Annotated in this window: 6 protein-coding genes and 4 pseudogenes; 6 read left to right on the top strand and 4 right to left on the bottom strand. The window is 63.2% G+C overall.

Annotated features, from left to right (window positions below; all coding sequences use genetic code 11):
* Positions 1 to 29: 29 nt before the first annotated feature.
* Positions 30 to 5,918: pseudogene (locus tag AB5975_02370) on the bottom strand (condensation domain-containing protein).
* 355 nt (positions 5,919 to 6,273) lie between these two features.
* Positions 6,274 to 7,256, bottom strand: a pseudogene (locus AB5975_02375) (TauD/TfdA family dioxygenase).
* 181 nt (positions 7,257 to 7,437) lie between these two features.
* Here AB5975_02375 and azu point away from each other — a divergent pair.
* The 3 genes and pseudogenes from azu (at position 7,438) to AB5975_02390 (ending at position 10,888) form a co-directional block, all read left to right on the top strand.
* The gene (gene azu / locus AB5975_02380) at positions 7,438 to 7,887 is read left to right on the top strand and encodes an azurin (protein XDR20820.1); all 450 of its coding nucleotides are present in this window, start codon (positions 7,438 to 7,440) and stop codon (positions 7,885 to 7,887) included.
* A gap of 36 nt (positions 7,888 to 7,923) precedes the next feature.
* A pseudogene (locus AB5975_02385) lies at positions 7,924 to 9,575 on the top strand (cyclic peptide export ABC transporter).
* Positions 9,576 to 9,730: 155 nt separating this feature from the next.
* The gene (locus AB5975_02390; GenBank protein ID XDR20821.1) at positions 9,731 to 10,888 is read left to right on the top strand and encodes an ATP-binding protein; all 1,158 of its coding nucleotides are present in this window, start codon (positions 9,731 to 9,733) and stop codon (positions 10,886 to 10,888) included.
* Positions 10,889 to 10,941: 53 nt separating this feature from the next.
* Here the strand turns inward: AB5975_02390 and AB5975_02395 are convergent, their stop codons facing one another.
* Together AB5975_02395 and cysK are read right to left on the bottom strand one after the other, a co-directional pair.
* Positions 10,942 to 11,877: an aspartyl/asparaginyl beta-hydroxylase domain-containing protein gene (locus AB5975_02395; GenBank protein ID XDR20822.1), complete on the bottom strand. Its 936-nt coding sequence runs from the start codon at positions 11,875 to 11,877 to the stop codon at positions 10,942 to 10,944.
* 173 nt (positions 11,878 to 12,050) lie between these two features.
* Positions 12,051 to 13,025 carry a cysteine synthase A gene (cysK, locus tag AB5975_02400; protein ID XDR20823.1) on the bottom strand — a complete coding sequence of 325 codons (975 nt, stop codon included), beginning with the start codon at positions 13,023 to 13,025 and terminating at the stop codon, positions 12,051 to 12,053.
* A 135-nt stretch (positions 13,026 to 13,160) separates the two neighbouring features.
* Between cysK and AB5975_02405 the strand changes: the two genes are divergently transcribed.
* From AB5975_02405 to AB5975_02415, 3 genes and pseudogenes are all read left to right on the top strand, one after another.
* Positions 13,161 to 14,234, top strand: a complete 1,074-nt coding sequence (locus tag AB5975_02405) for a DUF748 domain-containing protein (GenBank protein XDR20824.1) — start codon at positions 13,161 to 13,163, stop codon at positions 14,232 to 14,234.
* 229 nt (positions 14,235 to 14,463) lie between these two features.
* A complete protein-coding gene (locus tag AB5975_02410; GenBank protein XDR20825.1) occupies positions 14,464 to 15,309 on the top strand; it encodes an AAA family ATPase in 846 nt (281 codons plus the stop codon).
* A 13-nt stretch (positions 15,310 to 15,322) separates the two neighbouring features.
* A pseudogene (locus AB5975_02415) lies at positions 15,323 to 16,500 on the top strand (VWA domain-containing protein).
* Positions 16,501 to 16,518 lie beyond the last annotated feature (18 nt).

Here is a 16,518-nt window from a genome sequence, read left to right on the forward strand (position 1 = left end):
GCTCGGCAGGGTCACCAGATAAGACGGAATCATGTAGTCCGGCAGGCTGGCCTTGAGGTAGTGCTTCAAGGCCAGGCGCAGGTCGCCGTCATGGCCTTCAACCGGCACGGCATAGGCGCACAGCTGCTTGCCCGCAGGCAGGTCGATGGCCAGTACAGTGGCTTCGCGCACGTCCGGGTGCGCGCGCAGGTACTGCTCGATCTCGCCCAGTTCGATGCGAAAGCCGCGCACTTTCACCTGGTGATCGGCCCGGCCGCGATAGGCCAGCTGGCCGTTTTCGTCATAGCAACCCAGGTCACCGGTGCGGTACAGGCGGCCGCCGCCAACCGGGTCGAACGGGTCAGGGATGAAGCGCTCGGCAGTCAGCGATGGCCGCTGGTGGTAACCGCGTGCCAGGCAACCTGCCCCGCCGATGAACAGCTCGCCTGGCACCCCCACCGGGGTTGGCGCCAGGCCATCGTCAAGGGCATGCAGGCTGCGGCCTGGTATGGCACGGCCAATGGGTACGCCACCCTGGCTGATCTGCTGCGGGGTCATCTGCGAGCAGTCATAGGTGGTGGCGACCACGGTGGCTTCGGTCGGGCCATAGGTGTTCAACAGGCGCACTGCGGTTGGGCCATCGGCCAGCCAGGCACGCAGGGCGTCTTCTGGCACCGCCTCGCCACCGACGTGAATCTGCTTCAGCCGGCCATAGGCTTCCGGTGCGCGGCGCTCCAGTGCCAGTAAACGCCAGTAGGCGGCTGGCAGGTCGGCTACGGTGACATCGTGGCGGTTGATTTCATCCAGCAGAGTCGCGGTGTCCCACAGCCGCAGATCGCGCAGCACGACGCAAGCGCCTTGGGCCAGCGGCGGGAAGAACTGCTCGATGAAGCCGTCGAAACTGAAGGTGGCGAACTGCAACACGCGGTCATTCGGGCTCAGCCGCGAATAGTCACCAGCCACTTGGCAGAACACCGACAAGGCATGGTGATCGATGGCCACGCCCTTGGGCATGCCGGTGGAGCCGGAGGTATAGATCACATAGGCCAGGTTCTCCGGCGCGGCCAGGTTGGCCAGCGGCTCGGCAGGCCAGGCACTCAGCCAGTCGTTACCCGGCTCCAGCACCACGCAGGGCAGCGGTGTGCTCAACTGCAGGCGTTCACGCGAAGGCACGTCGGCCAGCAACAAACCGATGCTGCTGTCCTCGACCATGTAGGCCAGGCGCTCCTGCGGGTAGTCCGGGTCCAGCGGCACATAAGCGCCACCCGCCTTGTGGATGGCAACCAGCGCCAGGGCCATGCGCAGGCCGCGCTCGACAGCCACGCCGACCAGACGGTCCGGGCCCACGCCCAGCGCCCGCAAACGATGCGCCAGCTGGTTGCTGCAGCGGTCGAGCTCGGCGTAGGTCATTTGCTGGTCGTCGAAGATCAACGCCACAGCGTCTGGTCGCAGACTTGCCTGGTGCTCCAGCAACTGGTGTGCGCACAGGCCGCTACTGGCCTGCGACGCCGGGTTCCAGCCATGGGTCAGTTGCTGGTGTTCGGCACTGCCTAGCAAGCCCAGCTCGCCAATGCAGCGCTGCGGCTCGGCGCAGATAGCTTCCAGCAACGCCTGCCAATGACCGGCCATGCGTTCGATGCGTGCGGCGTCGAACAGGTCGGTGGAGTAGTTGAACGAGGCCGTCACCCCATCGGAACGTTCCAGCGTGTTGAGCGAGATGTCGTACTGCGCACCGGGCTCCAGCAGGTCCACTTCCTTGACCTGCAAGCCGTGCAGGGCATCGCTGGATACCTGCTCACCCAGGTCGCGCAAGTGGTTGTACAGCACCTGGAAGAACGGGTTCACACCCTGGTCGCGGTCCGGGTACAGCGCCTCGGCCACTTCAAGGAACGGCACATCTTTGTTGGCCTGAGCCTGCAAGGTGGTTTCCTTGATCGCCGCCAGCAGTTGCGGGAACGGCTGGCTGCCATCGACGCCGATGCGGGCTACCACCACGTTGATGAAGAAGCCGATCAGCCCCTCCAGCTCCAGGCGGTTGCGGTTGGTGACGGGTACCCCGATGTTCAACGTGTCCTTGCGGCTGTAACGCGACAGTACGATGGCATAGGCCGCCAGGAATACATGGAAAAGCGTGGCGTTGGACGCCACTGCCAGGGCCCGCAGGCGCTCGGTCAGGGCCAGCGGCAGGCGCACGTCGAAGCGGCTGCCCTGGTAGCTCTTGACCTGCGGGCGAATGCGGTCGGCGGGCAGTTCGAGCACTTCGAAGTCGTCTTCCAGGCGGGCCTTCCAGTAATCGATCTGCGCCTGCATCTGCCCTTCGGCCAGCCACTTGCGCTGCCACGCGGCGAAGTCGGCGTACTGCACCGGCAAGGGTTCGATGGTCTGCTGCCGGCCTGTGGCCGCCGCGTTGTAGACGGCAGCGAACTCGCGCACCAGCAGGCTCATCGACCAGCCATCGGAGACGATGTGATGCAGGGTCAGCGACAACAGGTGCTCTTGCGCATTCACCTTGAACAGACGGGCACGCAGCAGAGGCCCATGCTCCAGGTCGAACGGGACAAAGGCTTCGGCTTCCAGCTTGCGCAGCTGCGCCGCGTGGTCCTGGCCGCTGAGGTCTTCGAAGCCGATCGGCACCGTGGCGGCTGGCAGGATGCGCTGCCACGGCAAGCCGTCGGCTTCGACGAACACCGTGCGCAGTGACTCGTGGCGGGCCACCAGTGCATCCAGTGCGGCCTGCACCGCCGAACGATCGAGGTTGCCCTGCATGCGCACGGCCATCGGCGTGTTGTAGGCCAGGCTTTGTGGGTTGAGCTTCCAGAACAACCACTGGCGGTTCTGCGAACGGGACACCGGCAGCGGCTGCTGGCGGTCGAGGATTTCGATGTCCAGGCCCGTGCCCTTCTCGCCCTCCGCCACCGCCTGGGCGAAGGCCAGCAGGTCGACGGTGTCGAACAGGGTGCGCAGCGGGATATCTACGCCCAACTGCTTGCGCACGCGAGATACGGCCTGGGTTGCAAGCAGCGAATGGCCACCGAGGGCAAAGAAGTTGTCGGTCAGGCCAACCTGCGGCACTTGCAGGACTTCGGCCCAGATCGTTGCCAACTGCACTTGCAGCGGGCTCTCTGGTGCCTGGTAGGCCTGCAGGGTGGCGACCGGCTCGGGCAGCGCCTTGACGTCGACCTTGCCGTTGGCGGTGACCGGCAGGTGCTCCAGCACCATCAAGTGGGTCGGCACCATATGTTCGGGCAGCCGGCTTTTGAGGGTGGCGCGGGTCGAATCCTGCCAGGCCTGGCAGTCGGCAGGCATTTCACTGGGCACCAGCCAGGCAGCCAGTTGCAATTGCGGCGCCTGGCCCTGCACGCGGACCAGGGCATTGGCCACACCGTCCAGTGCGCGCAGCTGGTTTTCGATTTCGGCCAGCTCGACACGGTAGCCACGGATCTTCACCTGGCCATCCATACGCCCGGCAAATTGCAGGTCGTTGCCCTGGCGTACCCAGTCACCGCTGCGGTACAGGCGCTGGCCGTGGCTGCCGTGCGGGTCGGGCACGAAGCGCTCAGCAGTGAGCGACGGGCGGTTCAGGTAGCCACGGGCAAGGCCTGCACCGCCTATGTACAGCTCGCCCTTGGCCTTGGCCGGCAGTGGCTGCAGGCAGCGGTCAAGCACTGCCACGCGGGTGTTGGCCAACGGCTGGCCGAGGCTGCTTTGTTCGCTCAGTTCGGCAACCAGCACGCCGACGGTGGTTTCGGTCGGGCCGTAGTGGTTGAACACCTTGAGCGCCGGGGCCAGTTGGCGGATCTTGCCCAGCAGGCCTGGGCTGATGGCCTCGCCACCCAATACCAGGCACTGGCTCGGCAGCGCCGCGCGGCCAGCCACCAGCATGGCCTCCAGGTGTGAAGGCACGATCTTCAGGGCATCCACCTGGTGTTCGGCCAGGTACGCGGCGAAACCTTCGGCATCCAGCACCTGTTCGCGCAGCAACAGGTGCAAGGTGTGGCCGCCGCACAGTGCGCCGAACAGCATGGTGTGGCCAAGGTCGGCAGCCGGGGTCGAGACCTGGGCCATGCTGCGGATTCGCTCGACAGGCAGGCGCGCGCTCATGCCATCGACATAGTTGGCCAGGGCGCCGTGGCTGATCGCCACGCCCTTGGGCTGGCCGGTGGTGCCAGAGGTGTAGATCACATAGGCCAGGTTTGCCGCAGCCGGCGCGGTGCGTGCGACGCTGCCGTTGCCCGCTTGCGCCCAGTCAAGGTGCTGCACAGCCGCGGGCAACTCGGCCTGCCAGTTACCGGGGGCCAGCACCCGGCGGGTGCCGCTGTCGGTCAGCATGTAGGCGAGGCGCTCAGCCGGCTGCTCGGGCTCCAGCGGCAGGTAGGCGCCCCCGCCTTGAGTACCCCCAGAATGCTGGCGAGCATGCCGACGCTGCGGTCGGCCAGTACGCCAACCAGTGTGTCTGGCCCTACCCCGGCTTTGACCAGGCGGCTGGCAATGGCCTCGGCGCGGGCATCGAGTTCGGCGAAGCTCGCCTGTTCGCCCGCAGCCACTACCGCGATGCGCTCGGGGTGACGACTGGCGGCTGCAGCAAAGCGTTGCTGCACACTGGGCGACTCGGCGGCCTGCGCGGGGGCGCCCAGGGTTGCGGCCAGACCCGGCAATGCCAGCTCGCCTACAGCACCAGCCGTTTCGGCAGCCAGCGCCTGCACCAGCGCCAGCCACTGCTCGCCAAGGGCTTCGATGGTGGCCGCCTCGAATACATCCGTCGCGTAGGTGAACGCGGCATGCAACTGCCCGGCGCGTTCGTGGGTGTCCAACGCCAGGTCGAAGCGTGCGCTGTGCTTCTCCAGGGCAATGGGCGCCAGGCTCAGGCCGGAGCGAGTCTCGATGGCCTGCACATCCGCCACCTGCGCTTGGTGGTTGAACAGCACACGAAAGAGCGGGCTTTCGCTGCTGCGCGGCAGGTCCAGGGCTTCGACCAACTGCTCGAAGGGCAAGTCCTGGTGGCTTTGTGCACCCACGGCGGTTTCGCGCACGCGCTGCAGCAGGCCGGCGATATCCAGCAGCGGGTCGATCTCGGTGTGCAGCACCTGGGTGTTGATGAAGCAGCCAATCAGCCCTTGGCCTTCTGCACGGTTGCGGTTGGCGATGGGCACGCCGACGCGGATCGCGGCCTGACCGCTGTAGCGCTGCAACAGCAGCTTGAAGGCAGCCAGCAACACCATGAACAGGGTGACGTTGTGCTTGCGCGCCACACCGCGCAGGCGCTCGGCAACGTCTGCGGCGACGGGGAATTCGTGGCGCGCGCCCCGGTAGCTGGGCCGGCCTTGGCGGGCACGATCCAGTGGCAGCTCCAGCGGCGAATGGTCCTCGCCCAGGCGGGCCTGCCAGTAGGCCAGCTGGCGCTCCTGCTCGCCAGCCTCCAGCCAGCTGCGTTGCCACAGGGCGAAGTCGCGATATTGGATTGGCAGCGCGTCGAGTGTGGCCTCGGTGCCGGCTACGGCGGCCTCGTACAGGTGCAGGAATTCATCGATCAGCACGTTCATCGACCAGCCGTCGGCGACGATGTGGTGCAGGGTCAGCAGCAGTACATGCTCCTGTGCGGCCAGTTGCAGCAGGCGTACGCGCAGCAATGGGCCACTGGCCAGGTCGAACGGGGCCAGAGCTTCGGCTTCGGCGATGCGTTCGACCGCGGCCTGGCGGGCGGTTTCGTCCAAGCTGGCCAAGGCGTCCTGGCGCAGCTGCAACGGAGCAGCCACGGCGTCTACTTGCTGGCGCACGTCATCGCCGTCGGCGACAAACCGAGTGCGCAGGGTTTCGTGGCGCGCCACCAGGGCATCGAAAGCCTGCTGTAGAGCGGCCAGGTCAAGTGGACCATGCAGGCGCACGGCCATCGGCAGGTTGTACGCTGCGCCCTGCGGGTCGAGCTGCCAGAGGAACCACATGCGCCGCTGGGCATACGACAGCTGGTCGCGCTCGGCCACCTCCACCCGTGCGCGATCGGCAGCACGGAAAAATCCATGCCCTCGCCCTGCAGCGCCTTGAGGAACAGGCGGCGCTTGTCGGGGCTGAGTTCGATGAAGCGGCGGGCGAGCTTGAGCGTTTGATCAGCATTCATGTCGAGCGGTGTCCTGGCAGTCGAGCGGTAACTGTCAGACGAAGGCATGGGGGGCTGATTTAGGGGGGATTGAAGCAGGGCCACCAGGGGCCCGCCGTTGGGAATTTGGCGCCTGTGAGATCGAGCGCCGCGCGGGCGGCGCTCGATCTCACAGGCGCTGCACCTCCCACGACAAACACCTATCAGCCCAACACCTCGCTGTGCCCCTCGGCCATCGCCACCACCACCTTGCGCTTACCGGTAAACGGCGAGCGGGCGTGGGCCGCGAGCATGTTGTCGAGCATCAGCACATCGTTTGTCAGCCAGGGGAAGCTGATGGTGCATTCATCCAGCACCCCGCGCACTTCATCGAGCAACGAATCCTCGATGGTCGTACCGTCGCCGTAATACACGTTACGTGGCAGGTCCTCTTCCTCGACAATGTCCATCAGCGATTCACGCACCTCTGGCTGCAGGTTCGACACATGGAACAGGTGGGCCTGGTTGAACCACACGTCATCCCCGGTTACCGGATGGCGCGCCACCACCTGGCAGCGCTGGCGCGTGCGCAGCTCGCCGTCGTCCTTCCAGATGCACTCGATGGCATGCGCCCGGCAGTACGCCTCGACCTGGCGCGGGTCTTCGGTGTTGAACACCTGCGACCACTCCACATCCAGGCCGTTGCCATAGTTGCGCACATACATCAGCCCTTTCTCCTCCAAGCGCTGGCGAATGCGCGCCGGCATGCGTCGGTACACCTCGCGGCTATCGGCAATTGGCGTTTCGCCGCCGGTCTCGGCGGGGATGACGCTGTAGAACCAGATCTTCATCGGCCATTCCAGGGTGTAGGCCTGCTCGTTGTGCAGGGGAATGCTCTGGTGCGCCGGGTATTCGGTTGAGGTGTACACGCCTTTGGTCACGTTGCTGCGGGGGTAGAACCGAACTCGTAGTTGAGCAGTGGGTGACCGAAGGAGGCGGCAAACTGGCGGAAGGCTTCGGCGCCACCCACCTCGAAGCCGCGGAACAGGATGCCGCCAGCCTGCAGCAGGTGCCGATCCACCAGCGGCTGCAATTCGGTAAAAGCCTCCAGCAGGTCGATCCCCGGCTCCGGTGCGCGCACCAGCAGCGGCAGGTTGCCGCGCGCAGCGTCCAGCGGTTCGATGGCAAAGCTCAGCAGTTCACTCATGTACGGTCACCTCAAGCCAGGGCCGCGTTGGCGGCGAAATCGGGTTGTGCGCCATCACGGCGCCTGACTAGGTGAACGAGCGGGCCCGCGGGAAATTCACCAGGGCAGCACTCACAGGTAAAGCCAGCGCGTGCCGGTTCGTCTGAACGATGTGCACCCTTTTATCGCCCAGGAACCGTACATGACTCGCCAGCTTCTGCTCCTAGCCCTGCTCGCCACGGCCCCTGCCGCCTGGTCGGCGGAGCCATGCGCCATGGAAATCCACGGCACCGACCAGATGACCTTCGACAAGGCCGCCATCAGCGTGCCCAAAACCTGCACCACGTTCACCGTTACCCTCACCCACCCAGGCGACATGCCCAAGAACGTGATGGGCCACAACTGGGTATTGAGCACCCAGGCCGACATGCAGGGCGTACTGGATGACGGCCTGAAGGCCGGCGAGGCGCAGGACTACGTCAAGCCTGGCGACACACGGGTGATCGCTCATACCCGCCTGATCGGTGGTGGCGAGAAGGACAGCGTCACCCTCGATACCAAGGCGCTGAAGGCCGGTACCGACTACAGCTTCTACTGCTCGTTCCCGTTCCACAGCACCCTGATGAAGGGCACCCTGACCCTTGGTAGCTGACCCCGCCCCCCACTTTCACCAGCGAGATCACGCTTCATGAAAACCTCCTCCCCCGGGGCCATCCGCGAACTGCTGGGCCTGCTCAAACCTTACCGCCCGGCGGTCATCGTCTCGGTGCTGCTGGGCATGGTCGGCGGCCTGGCCGTCACTGCGCTGCTGGCCACCGTCAACCAGGGCCTGCACGCTGAAGGCGGCATGAGCCAGGGTGTGATCCTGGCCTTTGCCGGCCTCTGTGTATTGGCCCTGGTCAGTAGCGTGGCGGCCGACAGCGGCACCAACTACGTCGGCCAGAAGGTCATTGCCCGGTTGCGCAAGGACCTGGGCGCCAAGGTGCTGTCGGCACCGATCGAGCAGATCGAGCGCTACCGCACCCACCGCCTGATCCCCGTGCTGACCCGCGACGTCGACACCATCAGCGACTTTGCCTTCGCCTTTGCACCGCTGGCCATTTCGCTCACCACGGTAACCGGTTGCATGGCCTACCTGGCGTGGCTGTCGTGGCCGATCTTCCTCATCACCCTGGCAGCCATCGGCATCGGCAGCGGCATCCAGTACGTGGCACGGCAAAAAGGCGTGGCTGGCTTCAACGCCGCCCGCGATGCCGAAGACAACCTGCAGAAGCACTATTCGGCCATTGCCGAAGGGGCCAAGGAGCTGCGCATCGACCGCCGTCGCCGCCATGCCATGCTGACGCGCAACATCCAGGGCACCGCCGACTTCATCGCCAACACTCACATCCGCGCCATCAACATCTTCGTGGCGGCCAAGAGCCTGGGGTCGATGCTGTTCTTCGTGGTCATCGGCCTGACCCTGGCCTTGCAATCGCTGTGGCCGAGCAATGACCCGGCGGTGATGAGCGGTTTCGTGCTGGTGCTGCTGTACATGAAAGGCCCGCTGGAAACGCTGATCGGCAACCTGCCGATCCTCGGCCGCGCCCAGGTGGCGTTCCGCCGTATAGCCGACCTGTCCGAACGCTTCTCCTCGCCCGAACCGCACCTGCTGCTGGAGCCGCCGGTCAAGCGCGAAACCCCGGCTACCGCGCACCTGGAGCTGCACAACGTCGAATACGCGTACCCACCCGTGGACGGCAACGAGCCGTTTCGCGTTGGGCCTGTGAACCTGAGCATCGAACCGGGCGAAATCCTGTTCATCGTCGGGGAAAACGGCTGCGGCAAGACTTCGCTGATCAAGCTGCTACTGGGCCTGTACGCCCACAACGCGGTGAAGTGCGCCTGAACGGCAAGGCCGTCGGCCCGGAGGCGCTGGACGACTATCGCCAGCTGTTCACCACCGTGTTCGCCGATTACTACCTGTTCGAAGACCTGCCCGAGCACGAGCACAGCCTGCCCAGCGATGCCACGCGTTACCTGGAACGGCTGGAAATTGCCCACAAGGTCAGCGTACGCGATGGCGCCTTCACCACCACCGACTTGTCGACCGGGCAACGCAAGCGCCTGGCGCTGGTCAATGCCTGGCTGGATGGGCGGCCGGTACTGGTGTTCGATGAGTGGGCGGCGGACCAGGACCCAACCTTCCGCCGGGTGTTCTACACCGAGCTGTTGCCGGACCTGAAGCGTTTGGGCAAGACCATCATCGTGATCTCGCATGATGACCGGTACTTCGATACGGCGGACAAGGTGGTGCACCTGAGCCGTGGGAAGGTGGTCGAGGCATTAGAGCCGGCTTGAGTGACCGAGGGGCGCTATGCGCCCCATCACCTTTACGCTCCCTATAATCGATCTATAGTCGACCTATAATTGCCTATAAACCACGCCTCTCATACGGCCTATAATAGCTCTATAATCACTCTATAATTGACTATAAAGCTGTATGGGAGGCCGTAATGCCGGAAACCGTCTATCACCGCCCAGCGCTAGCATCGCGGCTGTCGAAATTGATCATGCAAGTTGCCGTGGGCAGTGCAGCAAGCTCGGGGGTGTTTCTGGCGGCCCCCAGGCGTACCGGTAAATCCACCTTTGCACGCGAAGACCTTCGACCCGCTCTCGAAGCTGCGCAGGCAATCGTGCTGTACGCCGACCTCTGGAAAGACCTGACCAAAGACCCAGGCCAAGTCATCGTGGAAACCGTGCGTGAGGCGCTCGGGCGTAACGAAGGCTTCATTACGCGGCTGGCAAAGTCCACTGGCATGGAGAAGGTAACCGTAGGTGGCCTGAATTTCAGCGTGGACAAGATCGGGCTGGGGCAAGATGTCGATCTCACCAGTGCGCTGGTCGCGCTCTCCGACGAATCACGCAAGATCATCGTGCTGATCATCGACGAGGCGCAACATGCAATCACGACCGACCAGGGAATAGCAGCCTTGTTCGCCCTCAAAGCGGCCCGGGACGAACTCAACAGCTCGAAGCACCATGGGTTGCGCATCGTTTGCACGGGCTCGAACCGGGACAAACTGGCCATGCTGCGCAATAGCAAAGATCAGGCGTTCTTCGGCGCTGCGATGGTGCAGTTCCCAACGCTGGATCAGGACTTCATCGACTGGCTTTGCGCCAACATCGATCTCCCCTGCGCACTCGACCCGGTAGAGGTGTTCCAACTGTTCAAAGAAAGCGGCTACCGCCCTGAGTTACTGGGCGCGGCAGCAGATGAAATACGCTTCGACTTCAGCATCGAGCCCGAAGCCGTACCGGCACGGTTCCGAGAGCTTGTTCAGGCGCAAGCCAATGACCTTAACGCGAACCTGAAAAAGGTGATCCACAGCCTCACTCCGATTCAATCCGCCGTTCTACGCGTCATGTGCGTAAAGGGTAATGAATACGCACCGTTTGAGGCCCCAACCCTGGCACTGTACGCCAAAGCGATGGAACGGGCGGGTGTGCAGGAAAGCGAAATCAAGGCCGAGGTGCCGGGGGTTCAGCAAGCGCTCATCGCCTTGCAGGACAAGCATCTGGTGTGGAGGGCATCACGGGGCGTATACGCGGTAGATGAGCAGGTAATCGTCGATCTGGTCCGCGCTGATGGCTTGCTGGAAGGGCTTGGCTGAAGGTTCCTGTACGTAGAGCGCCCCATCAATCTGGCGCTCTACGCAGGCCGCAATCAGAACAACCAGCGGTACAGTGCGTAAGCCACCACCACCGCCAGCACCGGCCGCAGCACGCGGTAGGCCTTGGGGTTGGCGCGCTTGAACTGCTTCACGTGGCTGCTGATCTTGTTGCTGAAGCGCTTGCTCCAGGCATACGCCTGGTTGATCCCACCCACGCGCTCGTCGTCGGTGTTCTGCGGCGCGGTGGCACGGCCGAGGAAGGCACTGACCTGGCGGTTGATGCGGGTCATCAGCGGGCTGCTCAGTGGGCGCTCGATGTCGCAGAACAGGATCACCCGCGTAACGTCAGTTTCGTTCTTGACCCAGTGCACGTACGTTTCGTCGAACATCACGTCTTCGCCATCACGCCAGGCGTATTCCTGGCCATCCACGTAAATGCGGCAGGCGTCGGAGTTGGGCGTGGACAGGCCCAGGTGGTAGCGCAGCGAGCCTGCGAATGGGTCGCGGTGCGGGTTCAGGTGGCTGCCGCCGGGCAGCAGGGCGAACATCGCGCCTTTGACGTTGGGGATGCTGCTGACCAGCTCGACCGTGCGCGGGCACAAAGCTTCGGCCGACGGCAGGGGTTTGTCGTACCACTTCAGGTAAAAGCGCTTCCAGCCCTTCTTGAAGAACGAGCCAAAGCCTGCGTCGTTGTCCTTTTCGGCGGCGCGGATATAGCCCTCGTCGAACAGGCGCATGGCCTCTTCGCGGATCTCCTGCCAGTTGTCTTTCAGCACGTCCAGTTCTGGGAAGCGCTGGCGGTCCAGGTAGGGTTTGGACGGCACGCCGGAAAACAGGTACATCAACGCGTTGTAGGGGGCGAACAACGCCGAATGGTTGACGAACTGGCGCAACACCGGCAGGCGGGCCTTGCCGCGCAGGTGCACGAACAGCACGCTGCCGAAAAACACCAGCAAGACACCCGCCTTGGCTGCAAAGGAAAAGGTCATGCTTTCACTCCTTGGGGAAGAGCCAGGGCTGCGCGGCCTGCTCTCCAAAAAATCATCCTGCCATCATAAACCGATCCCGCCGAGGTAAAAACAACCCGGGCGGGATCGCATTGATGAAGATTTTGCAATAAACCAGGCCGCCCAACCTTGCGCCGGATCAGCGGCAACGCCGATTATTGCTGGTTTTCCTGCTCGCTGAACAGGTCGCTGAACAGCATGCTCGACAGGTAACGCTCGCCCGAATCGGGCAGGATTACGACGATGGTCTTACCTTGCATTTCCGGCTTTTCGGCCAGGCGCACGGCCGCCGCCATGGCCGCACCGCAAGAAATGCCGCACAGGATGCCCTCTTCCTGCATCAGGCGAATGGCCATGGCCTTGGACTCTTCGTCGGTCACCGTCGCCACTTGGTCGACGATCGACAAGTCGAGGTTTTTCGGCACGAAACCGGCGCCAATGCCCTGGATTTTGTGCGGGCTGGGCTTGAGTTCTTCGCCGGCCAGGGTCTGGGTAATCAGCGGCGACGAAACGGGTTCCACGGCCACCGAGAGGATCGCCTTGCCCTGGGTGTGCTTGATGTAGCGCGATACACCGGTGATGGTGCCACCGGTACCCACGCCCGCCACCAGCACGTCAACCGCACCGTCGGTATCGTTCCAGATCTCCGGTCCTGTGGTCTTTTCGTGGATGGCCGGGTTGGCCGGGTTTTCGAACTGGCCCGGCAGGAAGTACTGGGCGGGGTCGGAGGCGACGATTTCGTTGGCCTTCTCGATGGCGCCCTTCATGCCCTTGGCCGGGTCGGTCAGCACCAGTTCGGCGCCCAGCGCCTTCAGCACCTTGCGGCGCTCCAGGCTCATCGAAGCGGGCATGGTCAGCATCAGCTTGTAGCCACGGGCAGCGGCAACGAAGGCCAGGCCGATACCGGTGTTGCCCGAGGTAGGCTCGACGATGGTCATGCCCGGCTTGAGCTTGCCGCTGCTCTCGGCGTCCCAGACCATGTTCGCGCCGATGCGGCATTTGACCGAATAACCTGGGTTGCGCCCTTCGATCTTGGCAAGGATGGTCACACCGCGAGGGGCGATGCGGTTGATCTGCACCAACGGCGTGTTGCCGATGGAATGGGCGTTGTCTGCAAAGATACGGCTCATGGCAGGGGTCCTTGGCATGAAAAAAAAGCAGGGAAAGACCTCAAGGGTAAGCCCCGGCCGATGGCCCGTAAAGCCTGTTCGAACTCAGCGGGGCGCGTCGCGGTCAACCGCACATCCTGCCTTGGAGACGCTCCGATGAGAGCCCGTTATCGCTGGCCGCTGTTGGGCCTGGGCAGCCTGATCGTGCTGCTGGTTGCCCTGCACCTGGCCCTGCCCTACCTGGTGCGCGACTACCTGAACGACAAACTGGCCGACATGGGTGACTACCGCGGCCAGGTAGCCGATGTGGACCTGGCCTGGTGGCGCGGCGCATACCAGATCAATGGCCTGAAAATCGTCAAGACCAGCGGCAAGGTGCCGGTACCGTTTCTCGACGCGCCGCTGATCGACCTTTCGGTGAGTTGGCGTTCGCTGTGGTACGACAAAGCGGTGGTGGCCGAAGTGACCTTCGTGCGCCCCGAGCTGAATTTCGTCGACGGTGGCAGCAAACAGGCATCGCAGACGGGCCGGGGCACCGACTGGCGCCAGCAGCTGGAAAAACTGCTGCCCATCACCCTCAACGAAGTGCGAATCGACAACGGCGTGCTGACCTTCCGCAACTTCAACTCCAAACCACCGGTCGACCTCAAGGCCACACAACTGAACGCCAACATCCGCAACCTGACCAATGTTCGCGACAAAAAAGGCCGTCGCGATGCGAGTTTCGAAGGTACGGCGCTCATCGCGGGCGATGCGAAGGTAGAAAGCCGTGCCACCTTCGACCCGTTCAGTGATTTCGATGACTTCAAATTCAGGCTTCGCGCTACCGGCATCGAACTGCGCAAACTGAATGATTTTGCCAGCGCCTATGGCAAGTTCGACTTCAATGCCGGGCATGGTGACGTGGTGATCGAGGCCCAGGCGGAAAACGGCCGGCTAAATGGCTATATAAAGCCGCTGCTGCGCGATGTCGACGTGTTCGACTGGCAACAGGACGTCGAAAAAAAGGACAAGGGCTTCTTCCGCTCGGTGTGGGAGGCCTTGGTGGGTGCGACCGAGACGGTCCTGAAGAACCAGCCGAAAAACCAGTTCGCCACCCGCGTGGAACTCAGTGGCAGCGTGCACAAGCAGGATATCAGCGCCTTCGAGGCGTTCTTGCAGATCCTGCGCAACGGGTTTATCCAGGCGTTCAATGCCCGGTATGAGCGGGGGGCGCCGGATGCCGACTGAGTCGGCGTGACGGGGCATTCAGGGACTGAATACCCGGTCTGCGTTTTCAGTTGCCTAACCCCGCGTTATAGTCGGTGACAAATAAATTCATGTGTTGCCTGTACCGGCCTCTTCGCGGGTAAACCCGCTCCTGCACAGGACCGCGCAGCCCTCAAGCTTGCGCCGTTCTGTGTAGGAGCGGGTTTACCCGCGAAGAGGCCTGTACAGGCTTACAACAGAGGACAAACCGATGAAGTTCGAAGGCACCCGCGACTACGTCGCCACAGACGACCTGAAACTGGCGGTAAATGCGGCTATCACCCTCGAACGCCCGCTGCTGGTCAAGGGTGAACCGGGCACCGGCAAGACCATGCTCGCCGAGCAGTTGGCCGCCTCGTTCGGCGCTCGCCTGATCACCTGGCACATCAAGTCCACCACCAAGGCCCACCAAGGGCTGTACGAGTACGACGCAGTCAGCCGCCTGCGCGATTCGCAGTTGGGCGTGGACAAGGTGCACGATGTGCGCAATTACCTGAAAAAGGGCAAGCTGTGGGAGGCCTTCGAGGCCGAAGAGCGGGTGATTCTGCTGATCGACGAAATCGACAAGGCCGACATCGAGTTCCCCAACGACCTGCTGCAAGAACTCGACAAGATGGAGTTCTACGTCTACGAAATCGACGAGACCATCAAGGCCAAGCAACGCCCGATCATCATCATTACCTCGAACAACGAAAAAGAGCTGCCGGACGCTTTCCTGCGCCGCTGCTTCTTCCACTACATTGCCTTCCCCGACCGCACCACCTTGCAGCAGATCGTCGACGTGCATTACCCGAACATCAGCCAGTCGCTGGTCAGTGAGGCGCTGGATGTGTTCTTCGACGTACGCAAAGTGCCGGGCCTGAAGAAAAAGCCGTCCACCTCCGAGCTGGTCGACTGGCTCAAGTTGCTGATGGCCGACAATATCGGTGAAGCGGTGTTGCGCGAACGCGACCCGACCAAGGCCATTCCGCCGCTGGCCGGTGCGCTGGTGAAGAACGAGCAGGACGTGCAACTGCTCGAGCGCCTGGCCTTCATGAGCCGGCGCGGCAACCGCTGACAGGAGCCGGGCCATGCTGCTCAACCTGTTCAATGAAATGCGTGCGGCCAAGGTGCCGGTATCGGTACGCGAGTTGCTGGACCTGCATCAGGCCCTGCAAAAGCACGTGGTGTTCGCCGACATGGACGAATTCTACTACCTCGCCCGCGCCATCCTGGTGAAGGACGAACGCCATTTCGACAAGTTCGACCGGGCCTTTGCCGCCTACTTCAAAGGCCTGGAAAACCTCGACCGGCATATCGAGGCACTGATCCCCGAAGACTGGCTGCGCAAGGAGTTCGAGCGCTCGCTGAGCGAGGAGGAACGCGCGCAGATCCAGTCGCTGGGCGGCCTGGACAAGCTGATCGAGGCATTCAAGAAACGCCTTGAAGAGCAAAAGGAACGCCACGCTGGCGGCAACAAGTGGATCGGTACCGGCGGCACCAGCCCGTTCGGCTCGGCGGTTTCAACCCCGAAGGCATTCGCGTTGGCGAGGCCGGTAAACGCCAAGGCAAAGCGGTAAAGGTGTGGGACCAGCGCGAGTACAAGAACCTCGACGATCAGGTGGAACTGGGCACACGCAACATCAAGCTGGCCCTGCGCCGGCTGCGCAAGTTCGCCCGTGAAGGCGCCGCCGAAGAGCTGGACATCGACGGCACCATCGACCACACCGCGCGTGACGCAGGGTTGCTGAACATCCAGATGCGCCCGGAACGGCGCAACACCGTCAAGCTGCTGTTGCTGTTCGATATCGGCGGCTCGATGGACGCCCACATCAAGGTCTGCGAAGAGCTGTTCTCAGCCTGTAAAACCGAGTTCAAGCACCTGGAGTACTACTACTTCCACAACTTCCTCTACGAGTCGGTGTGGAAGAACAACCTGCGCCGCACCTCGGAGCGGTATTCCACCTTCGACCTGCTGCACAAGTATGGCGACGACTACAAAGTGATTTTCGTCGGCGACGCGGCCATGGCGCCCTACGAAATCACCCAGCCAGGTGGCAGCGTGGAGCACTGGAACGAAGAGGCCGGGTACGTGTGGATGCAGCGGTTCATGGAGAAATTCAGGAAGATCATCTGGATCAACCCGTATCCGAAGCAAGCTTGGGATTACACGGCTTCGACCCATCTGGTGAGGGACTTGATCGAGGACAAGATGTACCCGTTGACCTTGCAGGGGTTGGAGGAAGGGATGCGGTATCTGTCCAAGTGATGCAGCCTTTATGGGCCC

Source organism: Pseudomonas putida (assembly GCA_041071465.1).
GTDB classification, from domain to species: Bacteria; Pseudomonadota; Gammaproteobacteria; order Pseudomonadales; family Pseudomonadaceae; genus Aquipseudomonas; species Aquipseudomonas putida_P.